General features: G+C 41.7%; 18 protein-coding genes. 14 read left to right on the plus strand and 4 right to left on the minus strand.

All coding sequences use genetic code 11. The annotated features are described in order from the left end of the window. The first annotated feature begins 413 nt into the window (after positions 1-413). The 9 genes from M2448_RS09030 to tatC all read left to right on the plus strand — a co-directional run bounded on the left by M2448_RS09030 (position 414) and on the right by tatC (position 9,570). Positions 414-1,436 carry a Gfo/Idh/MocA family oxidoreductase gene (locus M2448_RS09030; protein WP_280645832.1) on the plus strand — a complete coding sequence of 341 codons (1,023 nt, stop codon included), beginning with the start codon at positions 414-416 and terminating at the stop codon, positions 1,434-1,436. A 269-nt stretch (positions 1,437-1,705) separates the two neighbouring features. Further along, entirely contained in the window at positions 1,706-2,194 is a 489-nt protein-coding gene (locus M2448_RS09035) for a DoxX family protein (protein WP_280645833.1), read from the plus strand. A 14-nt stretch (positions 2,195-2,208) separates the two neighbouring features. Continuing rightward, entirely contained in the window at positions 2,209-3,915 is a 1,707-nt protein-coding gene (locus tag M2448_RS09040) for a Gfo/Idh/MocA family oxidoreductase (protein WP_280645834.1), read from the plus strand. 52 nt (positions 3,916-3,967) lie between these two features. Continuing rightward, positions 3,968-5,440, plus strand: a complete 1,473-nt coding sequence (locus M2448_RS09045; RefSeq protein ID WP_280645835.1) for a Gfo/Idh/MocA family oxidoreductase — start codon at positions 3,968-3,970, stop codon at positions 5,438-5,440. Between the two features lie 33 nt (positions 5,441-5,473). Next, a complete protein-coding gene (locus tag M2448_RS09050) occupies positions 5,474-6,346 on the plus strand; it encodes a DUF1080 domain-containing protein (protein ID WP_280645836.1) in 873 nt (290 codons plus the stop codon). Between the two features lie 99 nt (positions 6,347-6,445). Further along, positions 6,446-7,333: a sugar phosphate isomerase/epimerase gene (locus M2448_RS09055; protein ID WP_280645837.1), complete on the plus strand. Its 888-nt coding sequence runs from the start codon at positions 6,446-6,448 to the stop codon at positions 7,331-7,333. A 64-nt stretch (positions 7,334-7,397) separates the two neighbouring features. Continuing rightward, positions 7,398-8,360: an FAD:protein FMN transferase gene (locus tag M2448_RS09060; protein WP_280645838.1), complete on the plus strand. Its 963-nt coding sequence runs from the start codon at positions 7,398-7,400 to the stop codon at positions 8,358-8,360. Positions 8,361-8,512: 152 nt separating this feature from the next. Continuing rightward, on the plus strand, positions 8,513-8,713 hold the full coding sequence (gene tatA, locus M2448_RS09065; RefSeq protein WP_280645839.1) for a twin-arginine translocase TatA/TatE family subunit: 201 nt from the start codon (positions 8,513-8,515) through the stop codon (positions 8,711-8,713). Positions 8,714-8,727: 14 nt separating this feature from the next. Beyond that, positions 8,728-9,570, plus strand: a complete 843-nt coding sequence (tatC, locus tag M2448_RS09070; RefSeq protein WP_280645840.1) for a twin-arginine translocase subunit TatC — start codon at positions 8,728-8,730, stop codon at positions 9,568-9,570. 4 nt (positions 9,571-9,574) lie between these two features. Here the strand turns inward: tatC and M2448_RS09075 are convergent, their stop codons facing one another. Further along, positions 9,575-10,600, minus strand: coding sequence for a WYL domain-containing protein (locus M2448_RS09075; protein ID WP_280645841.1), 1,026 nt, complete (start codon positions 10,598-10,600; stop codon positions 9,575-9,577). Positions 10,601-10,603: 3 nt separating this feature from the next. Continuing rightward, positions 10,604-10,867 carry a hypothetical protein gene (locus M2448_RS09080; RefSeq protein WP_280645842.1) on the minus strand — a complete coding sequence of 88 codons (264 nt, stop codon included), beginning with the start codon at positions 10,865-10,867 and terminating at the stop codon, positions 10,604-10,606. A gap of 325 nt (positions 10,868-11,192) precedes the next feature. On the opposite strand from M2448_RS09080, the gene M2448_RS09085 reads away from it, so the two are divergent. The 5 genes from M2448_RS09085 to M2448_RS09105 all read left to right on the plus strand — a co-directional run bounded on the left by M2448_RS09085 (position 11,193) and on the right by M2448_RS09105 (position 14,876). Further along, the gene (locus M2448_RS09085) at positions 11,193-11,888 is read left to right on the plus strand and encodes an RNA ligase family protein (protein ID WP_280645843.1); all 696 of its coding nucleotides are present in this window, start codon (positions 11,193-11,195) and stop codon (positions 11,886-11,888) included. A 2-nt stretch (positions 11,889-11,890) separates the two neighbouring features. After that, positions 11,891-12,700, plus strand: coding sequence for a hypothetical protein (locus M2448_RS09090; RefSeq protein WP_280645844.1), 810 nt, complete (start codon positions 11,891-11,893; stop codon positions 12,698-12,700). Then, positions 12,675-13,787, plus strand: coding sequence for an AAA family ATPase (locus tag M2448_RS09095; protein WP_280645845.1), 1,113 nt, complete (start codon positions 12,675-12,677; stop codon positions 13,785-13,787). Before M2448_RS09090 ends, M2448_RS09095 begins: the two co-directional genes overlap by 26 nt. Before the next feature lie 4 nt (positions 13,788-13,791). After that, entirely contained in the window at positions 13,792-14,388 is a 597-nt protein-coding gene (locus M2448_RS09100) for a hypothetical protein (protein WP_280645846.1), read from the plus strand. Positions 14,389-14,483: 95 nt separating this feature from the next. Continuing rightward, complete coding sequence (locus tag M2448_RS09105; RefSeq protein ID WP_280645847.1) at positions 14,484-14,876, plus strand: DUF4377 domain-containing protein; 393 nt, start codon at positions 14,484-14,486, stop codon at positions 14,874-14,876. A 120-nt stretch (positions 14,877-14,996) separates the two neighbouring features. Here the strand turns inward: M2448_RS09105 and M2448_RS09110 are convergent, their stop codons facing one another. Next, positions 14,997-16,244 (minus strand): glycoside hydrolase family 5 protein, encoded by a 1,248-nt coding sequence (locus M2448_RS09110; RefSeq protein ID WP_280645848.1) that lies wholly within the window; start codon positions 16,242-16,244, stop codon positions 14,997-14,999. Positions 16,245-16,364: 120 nt separating this feature from the next. After that, the gene (bglX, locus tag M2448_RS09115; RefSeq protein WP_280645849.1) at positions 16,365-18,755 is read right to left on the minus strand and encodes a beta-glucosidase BglX; all 2,391 of its coding nucleotides are present in this window, start codon (positions 18,753-18,755) and stop codon (positions 16,365-16,367) included.

Consider the following 18,755-nt stretch of genomic DNA (forward strand, 5'->3'; position numbering starts at 1 on the left):
AATGTGTTGTATATTCTTGGCTTTTCCAATGGTAACAAAGGTAACACTTTTGTCAGTCAACAGTGATAAAAGCTTGACACTTTTGCTCAGTTTTTATATCTGTCACTCTGACCACAGGGAAGAGTCTCTTTCATCTACAGAAGATGCTTCGCCCTCAGTATGACAGAGCAGATGGATTTTAATTAAAACCTCACAAAGCCGACTCAAAATTAAACTATAAATCAAGTATCTTCAAAGACCATTATCTACTATTGGCATATATCTATAGATAAATTGATAGAGAAAAACACACTATTATACTAACAAATGTAAAATCTCCTCTATTTACATCTATTCTTTCATTTTTAAAAATCATTCTTATATGGAATTGGTAGTTTAATCTCTATTTTTGTATAAACAGAAAAATTCGTATTATGCCAACATCAAATAATCCTTCAGGTCAGGTTCGTTTCGGAATTATAGGTACTAACAACATTACGGAAAAAATACTGGAAGCAGCCAAACAGGAGCCGCGTTTTGTCTTGTCTGCCGTTTATTCACGTACGCAGGAGCAAGCCGATATGTTTGCAACAAAGCATAATATACCGCATACCTTTACTTCGCTCGAACAGATGGCTGTCAGCGATCTTATTGATGCCGTTTACATAGCTTCCCCTAATTTTCTGCATGCAACCCAAAGCATACTGTTTATGCAGCATGGCAAGCATGTACTGTGCGAAAAGCCTTTTGCTTCCAATGCACGCGAAGTAAAAGAAATGATAGCTGCTTCGCAGAAATACAATGTAACGCTGATGGAGGCGATGAAACCGACACTCACTCCTAACTTCCTTGCATTGAAAGAGAACATTAAGAATATAGGTGCTATCCGCAGATATTTTTCGTGTTACTGCCAGTATTCGTCACGCTACGACAAGCTGAAAGAAGGGATTGTACTCAATGCCTTCGATCCTGCGCTTTCCAATGGCGCAGCTATGGACTTAGGAGTATATACCATATACCCGATGGTTGTATTATTCGGCAGACCGAAGTCAGTCAGTGCCACAGGGCTTAAACTTTCTACCGGAGCAGACGGACAGGGAGCGGTAAATTTTGAATATGAAGGGATGAATGCAACAGTATTGTATTCCAAGATAGCCGATTCTGCTCTGCCGACAGAAATACAGGGAGAAGAGGGCACAATCGTTTCGGACAGGATAAATATCATAAGCGAAGTGAAGCTGAAATATCGCAGCGGAGGAGAAACGCTGATAAGTGAGCCAAATAAGTTGCATGAATATTATTATGAAATAGCCGAATTTATAAATCTTGTGCAGCAACGAAAGATTAAGTCGCAGATCAACAGTCATGAGAACTCTCTGATCACGATAGAAATAGTAGATGAAATCAGAAAACAATTAAATATAATTTATCCGGCAGATAGTCCGGCAGCAGAATAACCAGCTCTGTAAAAGCACAAGACAACTTTTTTTAACAATAATAAATAGTTCTTTATTTAAAATATTCCTAGCTTTATTCCCGTATTTGTTCAGCTACAATCCCATGAATTTGTAAATTCATCAGTTTAGATATAAAACTGATGAGAAGGTTTCTTATTAGCGATTTAAAATCGTTGACAGTAGATGTTATATGCTTTTTAGATATAAAAAGTTTATTATGATCAGCTTGTATTAAGTATAACTAAATAAATCTTTTATCAACATTATTCATGAAGGGACAATTTACGTACACACATGCCCAAACCTTATGGTTAGTAATTCTGAGACTTTTAATCGGCTGGCACTTCTTATATGAAGGCCTAATAAAAATTCTGAATCCCAGCTGGACAGCATTTCCTTATCTGATGGATTCACAGGGCTTCTTTGCCGAGTATTTTTATAGTATTGCCGGAAATCCGTCTTTACTGGCAGTATCCAATTTTATAAATATCTACGGACTGACGCTTGTCGGATTAGGGCTCATTTTGGGCTGTTTTTCCCGTATTGCCACTGTCGGAGGCATTGTTTTTCTGGCATTGTACTATCTGTCTCACCCACCTTTTATCGGAGCCGAATATATGATGCCCACCGAAGGCTCTTATCTGTGGGTAGATAAGAATCTGATCGAAATAGGTGCACTCATGGTGCTGTTCTATTTTCCTACTTCCCGTATTATAGGGCTCGATCGCTACATTTCCAAAGTATTTAACCGTAAATAAGACTATATACTATTATGATACCCGAAGATAAACTCGTTCCGGAGGATAAAAATAATAACAAAGACAAGAAAACGACAAATAACCCGCTTCCCGAATCTCAAGGTAGGCGCAATACAATAAAAGCCCTTGCTACAGTGCCCGTACTGGGTGCGTTGGCATACGGAGTGTACTCTAAGCAGAAGCATAATAAGACTATGCAGGATGTGAGCGATGTATTCAAGCTCAGTAGCGAAAGGCCCGGTATAGCCGATCTGCAACCCAATGGCAAACAAATCCGTCTGGGAATAATAGGCTGTGGTATCAGAGGCAAACAACTGCTCAGAGCAGCCGGATTTGCAACCCCCCAGTCGTTGCAGGATCTTATAGATGCTGCAAAAAAAGACAAAAGAGACACCCGTTACGAAGACTTTAAGGCGCAGGAAGACCTCAATGTGGTGCTTACAGGCGTATGTGACATTTTCGATACGTTTGCCGAACAGGGAATAGCTGCCGGAGCCAATGTAAACCGCGAAGGGATCCGAGATAAAGGAACTATTGATCCCAAGAGCTTACCTAAACGTTACCGTCACTATCAGGAGATGCTTGCCGCTGAAGATATTGATGCTGTTATCATTGCCACGCCCGACCATTGGCACAGTACGATGGCAATGGATGCGGCAAAGGCCGGAAAACACGTATATGTAGAAAAACCCCTTTCGTGGACAGTCCCCGAAACCTATATGGTGCGCGAGGTGATCAGAGAGACGGGTGTGGTGTTCCAGTTGGGGCATCAGGGGCGTCAGGTAGACAGCTACCACAAGGCAAAAGAAATACTCGATAAAGGACTGCTTGGCCCGGTAAGCCTTATAGAAGTATGTACAAACAGAAACGATCCGAATGGGGCATGGGTGTACGACATAGACCCTACAGCCAATCCTAAGACTATAGACTGGAAGCAATTTGAAGGAAACGAAGAACGGGTAAAGGAATACATGGACTATATGACCAAATATAAGCTCGAGAAATATGTAGGCCCCGATACCCGCGACAAATTCAGCCTCGAACGCTTTTTCCGCTGGCGTTGCTGGTGGGATTACAGTACCGGACTTAGCGGCGACTTGTTAACACATGAGTATGATGCTATCAATCAGCTTATGGGTGTAGGTATCCCTCATTCGGCTACATCGTCGGGTGGCGTTTACTTCTTCAAAGATGGCAGAACTGTACCCGATGTGTTACAGACAACCTTTGAGTTCCCCGACAAGAATATGACAATGCTGTATAGTGCAACATTAGCGAGTAACCGCAACAGGGGTAAAGTCATTATGGGGCACGACGCATCTATGGAGGTAGGCGATACATTAACTGTAAAAGTAGACAGCGCATCTACCCGTTACAAAGAAAAGATAGAAAAAGGAATCATAAAACCCGATGTGCCTTTCTATACATACGTTCCCGGAAAGAGTAAGGTCGATGCCGTTACTTCGGCTACCGAGTTGTATTTTGCTCAGCGCGGGCTGTTATACTCTTATCTGGGCGGAAAACGTTACGACACTACATTCCTGCATATAAGGGAATGGCTCGAGTGCATACGCGATACAAATAAAAAACCGTCATGTGGCATCGATGCGGCATTTGAGGAAGCCATTACGGCACATATGGGTACACGCGCTTATCTCGAGGGACGTACAATGTATTGGGACAAAGACAAAGAAGAGATAGTGAGAGGCGACCTGAGCTGATAAATAGTACCATTAAATCTAAAATATTATTAACCTAAAAAACAAGAAAATTATGGCATCAGACATTTCGAGAAGGAAATTTCTTTCAACCGGAGCTAAGGCTGCGATTGGGTTGACCATTATTCCAAGTACAGTATTAGGCCAGAACTTCGGACATGTGGCGCCGAGCGATAAACTCAATATTCTGGGAGTCGGAGTAGGCGGACGTGGAGCCGGAGTGCTAAAAGGCATGGCCAGTCAGAACATTATCGGGCTTTGCGATGTAGATTTTAAATACAGTGCCCATGTATTTAAAGCATATCCTAAAGCAAAGACATTTTACGATTACAGGAAAATGTACGAGCAGTTGGGTAAACAAGCCGATGCCGTAATGGTGGCTACAGCCGATCATACGCATGCTATTATAGCGGCAGATGCCATGACAATGGGAAAACATGTGTATGTTGAAAAACCGCTGACTCATACAGTGTACGAATCGCGCTTGCTGACAAGGCTTGCCGATAAGCACAAACTGGCTACCCAGATGGGGAATCAGGGATCGTCGGGAATAGGAGTGCGTAAAGTATGCGAATGGATATGGAACGGCGAAATAGGAGAGGTAACTAAGGTAGAAGCCTTTACCGACCGTCCTATCTGGCCTCAGGGCTTGCCTCGTCCCGAAGAGGTGGAAAATGTACCGTCTACATTGAATTGGGATCTGTTTTTAGGACCTGCTAAGAAACGTGATTATAACCCTATTTATACTCCTTGGAACTGGCGTGGATGGTGGGATTTCGGTACAGGAGCACTTGGTGATATGGCTTGCCATATTCTGCATCCGGTGTTTAAAGGTTTGAAACTGGGCTATCCGTCTAAAGTACAGGGAAGCTCTACGCTATTACTTACAGATTGTGCCCCAAATGCTCAGACAGTGAAGCTTACATTCCCTGCTCGTGATAACATGCCGAAGGTAGCTTTGCCTGAAGTAGAAGTTATCTGGTACGATGGTGGTCTGAAACCAATGCGTCCCGAAGGTTTCCCTGCAGGTAAAGATATGAATGATGCCGGAGGAGGCGTTATTTTCCATGGAACAAAAGATACATTGATCTGTGGTTGCTACGGAAAAGACCCTTGGCTGATGTCGGGTCGTGTGCCTGATGCACCGAAAGTATTGAGGGAAGTACCTAACGACGACCATTATATGGACTGGGTGCGTGCGTGCAAGGAATCACCTGAGAACCGCGTAGAAACAGCCTCTCCATTCAGTGAAGCAGGACCTTTCAACGAAATGGTGGTTATGGGAGTGCTCGCTATCAGATTGCAGGCATTAAATCAGGAACTGCATTGGGATGGTGTGAATATGAAGTTTACAAACATTAGTCCTACTGCTACTATCCGTACAGTAATAAAAGACGGTTTCCAGATAAAAGACGGACATCCTACATTTGATAAGACAATGACAGACCCAGTGAATGCCGTTGAGTTTGCAAACGAACTGATCAGGCATACATATCGCGATGGCTGGAAATTACCGGCTATGCCTTAAAGAATATATTATTAATCAAAATAGAATAAAGAAATGAAGAAGTTAATTTATGGATTAAGTTTTTGTATGATGGCAGGAGCATTTATGGCTTGTGGTGGCGGAGCAAAGAAGGCTGATGGACAGGCTCCGGCTGAGACCAGTGAAATAACATTAGCTTACTCAGCAGCCCTTAAAGGTGCAGACGCTGACAGTGCCAAGTTTCAGGTTGATAAAGATGGTTATATAACTATCTTCAACGGCAAAGACTTTACCGGATGGCGCGGATACGGAAAAGACAAAGTTCCGGGAAAGTGGACGATCGACGAAGGTGCTATCAAATTTAACGGATCGGGTGGCGGTGAAGCTCAGGACGGCGATGGCGGCGACCTTATCTTTGCCCATAAGTTCAAAAACTTTGAACTCGAACTGGAATGGAAAGTATCGAAAGGTGGTAACTCAGGTATATTCTATCTGGCTCAGGAAGTAACATCTACTGACAAGGACGGAAAAGAAAAACTCGAGCCGATCTATATTTCAGCACCTGAATATCAGGTATTGGATAATGAGAACCATCCGGATGCAAAACTGGGTAAAGACGGGAATCGTAAATCGGCTTCATTGTATGATATGATTGCTGCCGATCCTCAGAATGCTAAACCGTTCGGAGAGTGGAACAAAGCTAAGATCATGGTTTACAAAGGAACTGTTGTGCATGGACAAAACGATGCTAACGTATTGGAATATCATCTGTGGACTCAGCAATGGACAGATATGCTGCAAGTTAGCAAGTTTAGTGAAAAAGCATGGCCTTTGGCTTTCGAGTTGTTGAATAACTGTGGTGGAACTAACAGAGAAGGATTTATCGGACTGCAAGATCATGGTGACGATGTGTGGTTCCGTAATATCAGAGTGAAAGTAATGGACTAATTCTCTTTTCCATAATGGATAACTATATCGAATCCATCGGAGAGGGTACAATCTCCTCTTCATGGATTCGGTATTCAGAGAATCTAATATAAAACTATAATGAGGATAACATTTATTTTAGCTACAGTATTTCTTCTGCTGGCATCGAGCAATAATGCAAACGTAAACATTAAATATGCACCCGATGGTCCTAAAGACATTGCTTTGCAGCTATACTCCCTCAGGGATGATATAAAAACAGACTATACCGGTGTGATAAAGAAAGCCGGAGAAATGGGTTATACAGCAGTTGAAGCTGCTAGCTATGATGCCGGAAAATTTTACGGAAGAACACCGGAAGAATTTAAAGCTGACGTAGAAGCCGCTGGGATGAAGGTACTTTCTTCGCATACAGGAAAAGAACTGTCGGCTGAGGCTCTTGCCAAGAAAGATTTTACTGAGAATATGTTGTGGTGGGATGAAGCTATCAAAGCCCATAAAGCCGCAGGAATGCAATACATCGTTACCCCTTGGATGCCTGTGCCGAAAACACTGGCAGACTTGCAAACCTATTGCGAATATTACAATGAGATAGGTAAAAGATGTAAGGAAAATGGTATGCTGTTTGGCTATCACAACCATGACTTTGAACTTACCAATAAGATAGAGGACAAAGTAATGCTCGACTATATGCTGGAGAATACCAATCCTGAATATGTCTTCTTCGAAATGGATGTGTATTGGGTAGTAAGAGGCGGAAAAAGTCCGGTAGACTACTTCAACAAGTACAAAAACCGTTTCACCTTGCTTCATATCAAAGATAATAAGGAGCTCGGTCAGAGCGGTATGGTAGGTTTCGATGCCATCTTCAACAATACCGATGCTGCCGGAGTGAAACATCTGGTAGTAGAAGTGGAGCATTATAACTTTACTCCTGCCGAAAGTGTAAAGAAAAGCTTGGAATATCTGCAAAATTGCCCGCTGGTAAAAACAAGTTATAGTAAATAAAGAATATGATAAGCAGGTCTTTGCAGAAAGACCTGTTTTACTTTTCACTCCTATCCTGTAAGAAATGAACACAATAATGGCCGAAAACGGGACTTTCTACTATCACATACAAGGTGGTGCAGAGGGGACTAGCTATAGTATCGTCTATCAGGATGATCTTGGGCGAGACTTTCAGTCTGAGATAAATGCAATGTTGGCTGATTTTGAAAAATCACTGTCGGTATATGATAATGATTCCATTATTTCGCGTATCAACAGAAATGAGGATATAGAGACAGATCATTATTTTCGCACTGTTTTCAACAAGGCAAAAGAGATAAGCGAATACACTGGCGGAGCTTTCGATATCTCAGCCGAACCGTTATTCAGGGCATGGGGTTTCAGCTCGCAGGAGAAAGATATTCCTGATGTAGAACGGATAGCTGCTCTGAAAAAATACATCGGGATGGATAAGGTAAGGCTCGAAGGTAATCGTATCGTTAAGTCACACCCCGATTTAGTACTGAATGCAAATGCTATAGCTAAAGGATATTCTGCCGATATTGTTGCTGCCTTTCTCGAAGACAGAGGATGTCTCAACTTTCTGGTAGAAATAGGAGGGGAGATACGTCTCAAAGGCTTGAATACCGAAGGTGAAATGTGGAGAATAGGCATCGACCGTCCGGCAGAGGATAATGCGATACCCGGACAGGATTTACAGCTTATCCTGCAACTGACCGACAGAGGAATTGCTACATCGGGCAACTATCGGCAGTTTTATGTTGAAGACGGACAGAAGATAACGCACACTATAGATCCGTCGAGTGGTTATCCGGTAAGGCATAATCTGTTGTCGGTAACGGTTGTGGCTGATGATTGTCTCACAGCAGATGCTTTTGCAACAGCCTTTCTTGTAGGAGGAATGGAAAAGGCTCAGGAATGGATTGATGGTTTTCCCGCATTGGATGCTATATTTATCTGTGACGAAGACGGAGAATATAAAGTATATTGTACGCCTGGTATAGAGGACAATATATTGCCTGTATGACCCAATATCTTTCAGAATCGCGCGTTATTAGGGCAAAAAAAGAAATAAATAGTAGATTAATTACGGACTTTGATATTATTTATGTTATTTTGAAGTATGAAAAACGATTTGTAACATAGTAATCTCTCATTAAAGAAAAAATTATGGAATTTATGAATACACTTTTGTTTTTAGGAAATCTCGGTACCGCAGAAATAATTATTATCGCTATAGTTGTGTTGCTGCTTTTCGGAGGTCGCAAAATTCCTGAACTGATGAAAGGGCTTGGTAAGGGTATCAAGAACTTCAAAGAAGGGGTGAAGGGTATAGAAGACGATATAGAAGGAGACGATAACACTACTAAAAAAGACTGAGGTAATACTTTTCTATGGAAGAGACGAATGACGGAATGACCTTTTGGGATCATTTAGAGGAATTGCGGTGGACACTCATCAGGTCTATCATAGCTCTGCTTATATTTGCTATTGCAGGTTTTGCAGCAATGCCCTATATTTACGACAGTATAATAATGGGGCCTACCAATGCAAACTTTTTTCTTTACGAATACCTGTGTAAGGTAACCTCTGCCATACCCTTTCTTCCCGATTTTTGTGATGACACATTTCATGTAAATATCATCAATATTAACCTTACATCGCAGTTTTTCAGGCACATGACCACCTCATTCTGGTTAGCCCTGATTCTGACATTCCCTTACTTGGTATTTGAAATATGGCGCTTCGTAAGCCCTGCCCTTTACGAAAGCGAGAAGAAAAGCATACGCTGGGTGTTCCTGTTTGGTACAATAATGTTTTTCATCGGATGCACAGTCGGTTATTCACTGGTTTTCCCTATTACCTTTCGTTTCCTTGCCACATATCAGCTCAGCGATACTATTGTGAATCAGATATCCCTCGATTCGTATATGGACAATTTTCTGATGCTGGTATTCATCATGGGTATTGTATTCGAGTTGCCGCTCCTTTCGTGGTTGCTGTCTCAGTTGGGATTATTAAACAGGTCGTTCTTTAAGAAATTCAGAAGACATGCCATTGTCGGTTTGCTTGTATTATCGGCTATCATAACACCTTCGGGCGATCCGTTCACCTTGTCGGTAGTCTTTGTCCCACTCTATTTATTGTACGAGCTGAGCGCTTTCTTTGTGAAGCCTGCTCCCGAAGAGACAGATGAAGATGAGGAAGAAACAGATATAGCCAAGATAGAAGAGTAAGATATTATTCTACTTCTTTGTTATACAATTCTTTTGCAAGCCGGAATTTCCATCTGAAAAAATCGACGAGAGATTGTGGAGCCAGTACTTTAATGTTGTCGGCAAACCCGAATATCTCGCGTTGTAGTTCCTGATTGATAATAACATTCAGCTCAAATATTACAGAGCCGTCTGCCTGTTCTTCAATTACCTGCTGGCTTCTATGAAGCGGTTTTGTCTGGATATAAGGAGCATTCTGCGCATTTGCCCAAAATCGGACGGTTTCGGTCTTCTGATTCAATGTTTTAGTAACACCGACTACATCGTCGAAAAACGTAGCAGGATCGAATATTGTATTTTCCCTGTATGGTTCGTTTTCCGATATTTGCAGGCTGTGTATGCGGTCGAGGGCAAGATTGAGCAGCATTGGTGTTCCCTTTTTTATACCGAAAACGAACCAACGATTCCTGTATTCTTTGAGCAGATACGGGTAAAAGAGAAAATTTGATGCCGAACGTGCTTTGAATGACCGGTATTTCATTTCCAATACCTGTTTGTTTACAATGGCATTGTAGATGGTATCCAGATAACCCAGTCCTTGCAAACTTTCGTTTTTCTCAAAGTCGATTACAGGAGTTGTCTTTTGCTTGGCTGAGGTCACATGGTCTTCAAGACGGCTCACAATATCTTCCATCCCCGAAAAATAGGAGAAACTTCTGAATTGTCGCAGCACTTCCACAGCTTCCGACATTACTTTCAGGTCTTGTTCCGACAGCGGAGTATTAGTTATACTGTAATCCTCGTCTTCGTATGTATAATATTTATTGTCGTAAACAATAATAGGCGCATTATACCCCAGCTTTTCGCTACGCATCATCTGTATATCCATCTGCACTGTACGCTTGCTTATTCCCTTGTCTATCCCCTCATACTCATACAGAGCATCCGAGCAGGCGTCAATCAGGTCTTCGAGCGTCCACTGGCGATAACGGTTACGCAGACAAGTGTCTATCGTCTTATAGCGTATTAAAGCGTTCCTGTTTACCGGCATTTCTTATATTTTTCCGTTTAATTTGATTTCCGGCAGATTTCCGTTGTAACCGATTTCTACCATATCCCCTTCCGAGATATTATCATAAGACTCCTTATCGACGCAATATTCTGTATTGTCGATAACTAAAATCCATTTATCTACAGGATTTAATTTTTGTCCCCAAAGGTTCGGGAACAAGTCTCCCAGAATAGGAATACATAGCGAACCATTTTCTGTTTCGTAGTCCGTTTTATACTTTTTCTTTTGCACAATTCCTGCTTTCATTCTACAAAATTTGTTAAGGTGAATGTTCTAGTCTGTGTTAAAACCCAATCTTATCTGTACAAGTCGTCCTTCAAAGTAAAGGAAAATAATAATACTACGCAAGAGCTTTGCGCCATAATCCTTGTTTTTAAGAATTGAAGGTAAATTTTGCCTTGTTAAAAAATGTTCATACCTTTGTGCAAATTATTTACAACCGCTTTATACAGAATGTCATGTAATTGTTTAGTTTACATAGCGGGTTTCATACCGCCTTTGTCAAGACTGTAACTTCTTTGTTGCAGCCCCTGTCAGCTATTGTATTCTATAAACTAAAAACAATTACATTATGTTATCACAAAAATATGGTCGTACTTATCATTTTCCGTTTTCGCCCGGAACCACTAGCGACGACCGCATCAATCATACATATTGGGACGATATCCGGCAGATAGAAACACTTGTCCATACCGAAAAGCTGGATGGCGAAAACAATTGTCTCAACCAATTCGGGGTATTCGCACGCTCACATGCTGCACCTACTACTTCGACATGGACAAACCAGATACGTGAACGCTGGGAACTGATAAAGCGGGATCTCGGTGATATAGAACTTTTCGGAGAAAATCTCTATGCAGTTCATTCCATCGAATATAAAGCGATAGAGTCGTATTATTACATCTTTGCAGTACGCTGTCTCGACAAATGGCTATCGTGGGAAGAGGTGAAGTTTTATGCTGCATTATTCGATTTTCCTACGGTTCCCGAACTACTGATAGAACCGACAGCAGGGTTAACTCAGCAAGGATTACAAGATCGGATATTAGATTGGGCACAAGAGCCGAGTGTATTTGGTTCGGTAGATATGCAGACACATACAGGCTGTACACGCGAAGGAATCGTAAGCCGTAATATGGATGAATATGCAGTAGCTGATTTTGCTCATAATGTATTCAAATATGTACGCAAAGGTCATGTAAAGACCGATGAGCACTGGACACGCAACTGGCAACGTGCAAAATTAATTTGGGAAAGGAGAGGATAATTATGCGAGACAATACAAGACGAAATAGAAATATAGGTACAGCAAAACAAGGCTATGGGCAAAATAATAAAATGAAAATAGCTGAGCCTTTGTTTGCCTCAGATTGCAGATGGTTTCCCGAACGCCTCGAAAAATACAGAAAAGAGACGCGGGTAATAAACGACCATGAATTTATATTTGTTGTAGAAGATACTATAAAAGGATATTACCATGCTTGTAGTGTAGATGATATTGCAGAGATGATTGGTCATATCCCTGTCGAAGATTACGGAGAAATGAAATATATTATCCTTCGCCAACCTAAGAGAAAGGAAGCTCTCCTGTCTCCTGTTTGGGGACGGCTGATTTATTCGTATGAATTTGAAGGAAATTATTTTCCGGCCATTATTTTGGAGGCTGCGGAAGAAGGTTTCTTATTGGAATTTTCAAGGAAGCTTTCTGTAGGGAATGTAAAGGAGATCGAGCGATTGAAAAAAGATGGATATCAATTTGTTGAAGACCGAAAATTCTATCAGGCTCAGGTATTTCCTGAAAATGTAAGAAGTACTCTTTTATACAGAACTTTGCTTCATGAATTCGGGCATTACAGGCAATATCTGAGTGTTGTTGAAGATCCTGGACATGAGGATGAAGAATTTGAAGAATGGGAAAAAAGACGTGACTATTATCACGACAGTATTCTTTCTTCCGAGAAAGAGAAGTTTGCACATTCATATGCAGACAAGTTGAGAAAAAAATTAGAAAATGAAGGTATTATACCTCTTGAAAAGAAAGGAAAAATAAATTATGATTTGGAAAATAACACAAAATAAAGACTGGGATGCCCTCGAAAAACAGTTTTCGTGGGTAGCCGATATGAAAGATGTGGCACAGCATACGACACACCATGCCGAGGGCAATGTTGCAGTGCATACACAAATGGTATTAAAGGAATTGGAAAATATGCCCGCATATAAGGCCTTGTCTGAGCAGGAGCAGGAAATACTATGGGCAGCAGCCTTGTTGCACGATGTAGAAAAACGCTCGACTTCGCAGGATGAAGGCGATGGTAATATTTCGGCCAGTGGGCATGCACGCAGAGGTGAATACACAGCCCGCACGATATTGTATAGGGATATTCCCACTCCGTTTCATATTCGCGAACAAGTAGCATCTTTGGTACGCTTTCACGGATTACCGTTATGGTTGATGGAAAAGTTAGAACCTGCTAAAAAAATACATGCCGTATCGCTGAGAGTAAATACACAACACCTGAAAATGCTGGCAGAAGCAGATGCTCGTGGACGTGTGTGCGAAGACCTGCCTCACCTGCTGGAGTCATTAGACCTGTTTGAAATATTCTGCAAAGATGAGGGTTGCTGGGGTAAATCTCTGGAGTTTGAAACGCCGAATGCGCGGTTCCAATATTTTGATACGATAGACGGTTACATCGGTTATGTCCCATTCGATAATTTTAAGAGTGAGGTAACCATGCTCTCGGGACTTCCGGGTATGGGAAAAGATCACTATATACAGTCGCTCGGTACTGATATCCCTGTTATTAGTCTCGACGCTCTTCGTCGTAAACATAAAGTGAGTCCGACAGACAGATCGGCTAACGGTAGGGTAGTGCAGGAGGCGAAAGAGCAGGCACGCAGGTATTTACGCAAGGGGCAGAACTTTGTGTGGAATGCAACGAATATTACGCGCCTGATGCGTCAGCAGCTGGTAGACCTGTTCACTCTGTACGATGCGAAAGTGAAGATCGTGTATGTGGAAAAGCCGTATGATGTATGGCGAAAGCAAAACCGTAGCCGCGAATATATGCTGCCTGAAGATGTGTTGGATAAGATGCTCACTAAGCTTGAAATACCGCAGTTGACGGAGGCGCATGAGGTGGAGTATATTATAGAAGAGTAAAGCAATGAATAGAAGAACCGCAACGAAAGTAAAGAATGGGCGTGTACAAAAGAAGAACAATCATAAGTTAACGCCCAACTATTGGAATACCAGACAGGATGTTCTTCAGATAGATGTGGAACCTGCCGGAAAAGGGTATAAACATTTTTTGAAAAAGCGGGATATTATCAAATTTCTGGAGATACTACCTAACTGGGAGGAGATAGATATTGATCTGAATGCTATCGTTCTGGCTAGAGGTGAATATAATACGGCTGGGTGGTATTATTCAAAAGGAGTAATTGGTATATGTGCAAGGGAAAAAGACACTACACAGTATCTGAATCTAAATTTCTTTTATGATCATAAAGATTTATTTGATCGTCTTGAGCTAAGGTATGAAATGAAGAAGGACTATGTTATATGTCACTGGGAAGAATACCAGATACGTGCATATCTGCTTCTGCATATCTTGTTGCATGAAATGGGACATCATCACGACCGTATAACAACTAAGTCGAAAAAATATATTGCCAGAGGCGAGGAGTATGCGGAAAGTTATGCTATAAAGTATGAGAAGATAATATGGAACAGATATTTTGAATGCTTTGATCAGGAGTAGAAAGCCTATAGTTAAATTTTTTAAACTTTTTAAAGACTTTCTTGTTCACTTAGTAGATAAAGTAAGTTATAAATATTTAACAAATTAAACGAATTATGCACAAAACAATATTATTGCTGTTTTCAATTACGTTACTTTTCGGAGCGTGTAGCAATAAAGGTACAATGGAGAAACTGGTTATAGCCTCACAGCAGGGAGACTGTGTAGGTGTTGCACCTATGAAATGCCTTCTGGTAAAAAAAGAAGGTCAGACAAATTGGGAGTTTTTCTACAACAACATAGAAGGATTCAATTATGAACCCGGATATGAATATGTACTTGATGTGAAAGTAGAGAAAATAGAATATCCGGCAGCCGATCAGTCTGCTCTGAAATATACTTTAGTAAAAGAAGTATCGAAAGAACAAAAGGCTTCGGATAATTTGCCTAAGATGCAGGTAGAAGAACTGATAGAAGATATTACCCTTTTAGGCGATTCTATCGAATAAGAAGAATCTGATGAACAGATGACAAAAGGGCTGTTTCCCATGTAGACAGCCCTTCCTTCAACCTCTATTTAACAAAAAGCCTTATCTCTAAGGCGAAGAGATTTCTCATTGTATTTGTTGCTAAGGTTTCATGCCCATAGCCTTGATGTATCCGTCATTCTTCACACAATTACTGAATTTCATATTCTCCAGTAAGTCTGTCATTGCTTTTTTTACCATTGCCTGATCTGGTCTCGCATTGCGTACTTTTTCGAGAGTACCTCTGTCCTTTTTTGTATATTCTACAATTATATCCCAATTTTCGGGTTTAGGAATGGTTACCATACAGCTGTTTGGTACCATTTTCTTATACGGCCAGTAATGCCATCCGATGTTGTTACGTTCCATCAGGCGAGTCCATGCCGCAATCCATTCATTTGTATTTTCTCCTGTTTCACCCATATAGATAGGCAGGTTTACACTGTCTCTGAAATTTACAAAATCCTGTATATTGTTTTGCAATGTGTCGCACCAGTAACGGTGGCAGGTGTACATCAGCTTATCATCGAATTTTGAATCTTTAAATACATTGAAGTTTCCGTTCCATTGTGCTCCTCCTAGTAGTACAATATGGTTTTTGTCAATGGTGCGGATAGAATCTACACACCTTTTGTATAGCGGTTCCAGCGAATCGTTGAGGTGTGCATCCTTTTCGAGGAAATAGTGAGCGATAGGTTCATTCAGCAAGTCGTAACCTAAAATGATGGTATCGTTTGCATAATGTGTAGCTACGTCTTTCCATATCTCGCAGAATTGCTTTTTGCTGGCTTCGCTATTCATCAGCCATGGATATCCGTAGCTGTCGTCTATATTGTCGCCGGTTTGTCCGCCGGGCGCATCGTGCATATCCAGTATAACATACAGGTTCTGTTGACGACACCACTCTACTACCTGATCTATGAGTTCGAAACCGTCGTGTGCAGCATCGAGCCCCATGTAATCTTCGTTCGTGAACATTTTGTAGTGGAACGGTATCCTTATAGAGTTCATCCCTGTTTGTTTGATATATTTAATATCGTCTTCGGTAATATAGTTCTTTTTGAACTCTTTCCAGAACTCTCTGGTGAAGTCCGGTCCTACCATTTCGCAAAAAGCTTCGTCGATAAGTCTGAACGAACTGGCTTCGGCTCCGAAGAAGAACATATATCCTTCAGGATTGAGCCAGTTGCCCAGATTGATTCCCTGTATAAGGAATTTTTCTCCATCAGGTTTTATCAGATCAGGACCTTCGACTTTTAAAAAACGGTCTGTAGCCGGTTGTTGCTGATTTTCAGATTTGCAACCGAATAATATAAGGGGAAGTATAAGGAAGTAAATAAATTTCTTCATGGCATTTACATATTTGCTGATACCAGCTGTGAATTGAGTCTACATTGTAATAATAAAAGGCACAGGGAACTATGAAAATCTGATATGTGTTTATTACCCTGTGCCTCTTCGTTCTGTCCTTTATTCTGTCACAGAAAAAGCACTTTTTAAAGTGGCGTTACTATTGCCGCCAACCCAAACATTAAAATCACCTGTTTCAGCCTTTTTAATCAAATCACGACCATAAAAAGCTAAGTCTTCTGTTGTTAGTTTAAATTCAACTGTTTTAGTTTCTCCGGCTTTCAGCGCTACCCGTTGGAATCCTTTTAGTTCTTTTACAGGACGCACAACAGAGCCTACTTTGTCCTGGATGTAAAGCTGGGCAACCTCCGTACCATCTATATCACTTGTATTTTTTAGTGTAACCTTTACTGTCAGTGTTCCGTTCATCGGTATTGATGATGAGGACAGGCTGAGGTTAGAATATTCAAATGTGCTGTACGACAGACCATATCCGAATGGGAATAATGGCTTATTGCCGGAATCGAGATAGAAAGATGTATTTCCCAGTGATGTCTGTCCGGCTTCCAGCTCTATTTGATCCAGTGTCATTACCTTTTCGGGAGCAGGGCGTCCGGTATTGTTGTAGTTGTAGTACATCGGTATCTGCCCTACTTCGCGAACGAAGGTTGTAGGTAGTTTCCCGCTAGGGTTTGCCTTTCCGAAAAGCAGATCAAGGATGGCAGGGCCTCCCATTGTTCCCGGATGGAAATTGAACAGTACGGCATCGGCATATGGCAGATCGCGTTCGATAGTTAAAGGGCGACCTGCCATAATAACCAAAACAACCGGTTTACCAGCACTTTTTACCGCTTTCAGTAGATCAGACTGCACTCCTATCAGATTGATATTGGATAGCGAATGCGCTTCTCCAGATAGGATAGCCTCTTCACCTAAGAATACTACTGCAACATCTGCTGAAGCAGCGGCTTGTTTAGCTTTCTCAAAGTCTCCTGTATTTTTATCGCGTGAATACTTGAGAGCAGGCTCGTACACATAATTGATATGCTTGTAATCATTTTTCAGTGCACCTACTGGTGTTACTGTATATTTCTTGTCTCCGTCGAATACCCATGTTCCCATCTGGTCGTGCGGTGCGTCGGCCATAGGTCCGATAACTGCTATTTTTGTGCTTTCACTCAACGGTAATGTCTTGTTGTCGTTTTTCAGCAGGATGGCAGATTCGATAACGGCTTGTCTTGCTGCTTTCAGATGGTCGGCAGCATACAATACAGATGCTTTCTTAGTGTCTACGTATGGGTTTTCGAACAATCCCATTCTGAATTTTATACGAAGGATGTTACGAACAGCATCATCTACAGTCTTCATTGACACTTTTCCCTCTTTGATCAGTTCAGGCAGATATTTTACATAAGAGCCTGTTACCATCTCCATGTCCAGTCCGGCATTAGCTGATACTTCGGCAGCATGTTTGTCATCTTTTACAAATCCGTGTGGTATCATTTCGCCTATCGAGTTCCAGTCTGATACAACGAATCCGTCAAATTTCCATTCGTCACGCAAAATATTTCTCAGTATATAGCTGTTTCCTGATGCAGGGATACCGTCATTATCGTTAAATGAGGTCATCAGAGTAGCAGCGCCTGCTTTGATTGCTTCGTGGAAAGGTGGAAGATAAACATTGCGCATTTGTATCGGAGGTATATTTGTGCTGTTGTAGTCACGTCCGCCCTCTGCGGCTCCATAGCCAATGAAATGCTTTACACAGGCTGCTATTGATCCCGGATCGGCAAGATTTCCGTTACCCTGAAATCCGCGAACCATAGCTGCGCCGAGTTGTCCGCCCAGATATGAGTCTTCACCCAGACTTTCGGCAATACGTCCCCAGCGTGCATCACGCGAAATATCGAGCATCGGGGCAAAAGTCCATGTGATACCTGTCGAACGGGCTTCTACTGCCGCAATACGAGCACCATCTTCTACAAGTTGCGGACTGAATGATGCCGCTTGTCCTAGCGGAATAGGGAATATGGTTTTAAATCCATGAATAACATCACGTCCTATAATCAGCGGAATTCCAAGACGGCTGTTTTCTAAGGCGGCCTTCTGCATTTTGTTTACCATTTCGGGATCGGAAATATTCAGTAACGAACCGATTTTACCTTCTTTGATAGGTTGGGTAAAATTCTTGTCCAACATTTTCTCCGCCTCTTGTCTGATGAGTTTTATTTTCTCATCTTTGGTCATTTCAGCAGGCTTCTTCTGTCCCTGACCTCCGGCAATACCCATTCTGACAAGGAAACTATCCATGTCGTCATCGCTGTATTGTGCAATGGCTTTATCGTCTACGGCAAAGAAGCTTAACTGATTCATCTGTCCGATTTTCTCTTCCAGTGTCATTCTCGATAACAGGTCTTCGACTCGCTTCTCTACGTCATTTTGTGCATAGCCCGCCGAGAATAATCCGGATAGGGCAAGTATGCCTAATAATCCTAACTTTTTGATTTTCAT

Source organism: Dysgonomonas sp. PF1-14 (assembly GCF_029892965.1).
Lineage (GTDB): Bacteria > Bacteroidota > Bacteroidia > Bacteroidales > Dysgonomonadaceae > Dysgonomonas.

What these genes read in the sequence shown, in the direction of transcription:
- M2448_RS09030 (WP_280645832.1), top strand. Translation starts at nt 414, where the DNA reads ATGCCAACATCAAATAATCCTTCAGGTCAGGTTCGTTTCGGAATTATA.
- M2448_RS09035 (WP_280645833.1), top strand. Translation starts at nt 1,706, where the DNA reads ATGAAGGGACAATTTACGTACACACATGCCCAAACCTTATGGTTAGTA.
- M2448_RS09040 (WP_280645834.1), top strand. Translation starts at nt 2,209, where the DNA reads ATGATACCCGAAGATAAACTCGTTCCGGAGGATAAAAATAATAACAAA.
- M2448_RS09045 (WP_280645835.1), top strand. Translation starts at nt 3,968, where the DNA reads ATGGCATCAGACATTTCGAGAAGGAAATTTCTTTCAACCGGAGCTAAG.
- M2448_RS09050 (WP_280645836.1), top strand. Translation starts at nt 5,474, where the DNA reads ATGAAGAAGTTAATTTATGGATTAAGTTTTTGTATGATGGCAGGAGCA.
- M2448_RS09055 (WP_280645837.1), top strand. Translation starts at nt 6,446, where the DNA reads ATGAGGATAACATTTATTTTAGCTACAGTATTTCTTCTGCTGGCATCG.
- M2448_RS09060 (WP_280645838.1), top strand. Translation starts at nt 7,398, where the DNA reads ATGAACACAATAATGGCCGAAAACGGGACTTTCTACTATCACATACAA.
- tatA (WP_280645839.1), top strand. Translation starts at nt 8,513, where the DNA reads ATGAATACACTTTTGTTTTTAGGAAATCTCGGTACCGCAGAAATAATT.
- tatC (WP_280645840.1), top strand. Translation starts at nt 8,728, where the DNA reads ATGGAAGAGACGAATGACGGAATGACCTTTTGGGATCATTTAGAGGAA.
- M2448_RS09075 (WP_280645841.1), bottom strand. Translation starts at nt 10,600, where the DNA reads ATGCCGGTAAACAGGAACGCTTTAATACGCTATAAGACGATAGACACT.
- M2448_RS09080 (WP_280645842.1), bottom strand. Translation starts at nt 10,867, where the DNA reads ATGAAAGCAGGAATTGTGCAAAAGAAAAAGTATAAAACGGACTACGAA.
- M2448_RS09085 (WP_280645843.1), top strand. Translation starts at nt 11,193, where the DNA reads ATGTTATCACAAAAATATGGTCGTACTTATCATTTTCCGTTTTCGCCC.
- M2448_RS09090 (WP_280645844.1), top strand. Translation starts at nt 11,891, where the DNA reads ATGCGAGACAATACAAGACGAAATAGAAATATAGGTACAGCAAAACAA.
- M2448_RS09095 (WP_280645845.1), top strand. Translation starts at nt 12,675, where the DNA reads ATGATTTGGAAAATAACACAAAATAAAGACTGGGATGCCCTCGAAAAA.
- M2448_RS09100 (WP_280645846.1), top strand. Translation starts at nt 13,792, where the DNA reads ATGAATAGAAGAACCGCAACGAAAGTAAAGAATGGGCGTGTACAAAAG.
- M2448_RS09105 (WP_280645847.1), top strand. Translation starts at nt 14,484, where the DNA reads ATGCACAAAACAATATTATTGCTGTTTTCAATTACGTTACTTTTCGGA.
- M2448_RS09110 (WP_280645848.1), bottom strand. Translation starts at nt 16,244, where the DNA reads ATGAAGAAATTTATTTACTTCCTTATACTTCCCCTTATATTATTCGGT.
- bglX (WP_280645849.1), bottom strand. Translation starts at nt 18,755, where the DNA reads ATGAAAATCAAAAAGTTAGGATTATTAGGCATACTTGCCCTATCCGGA.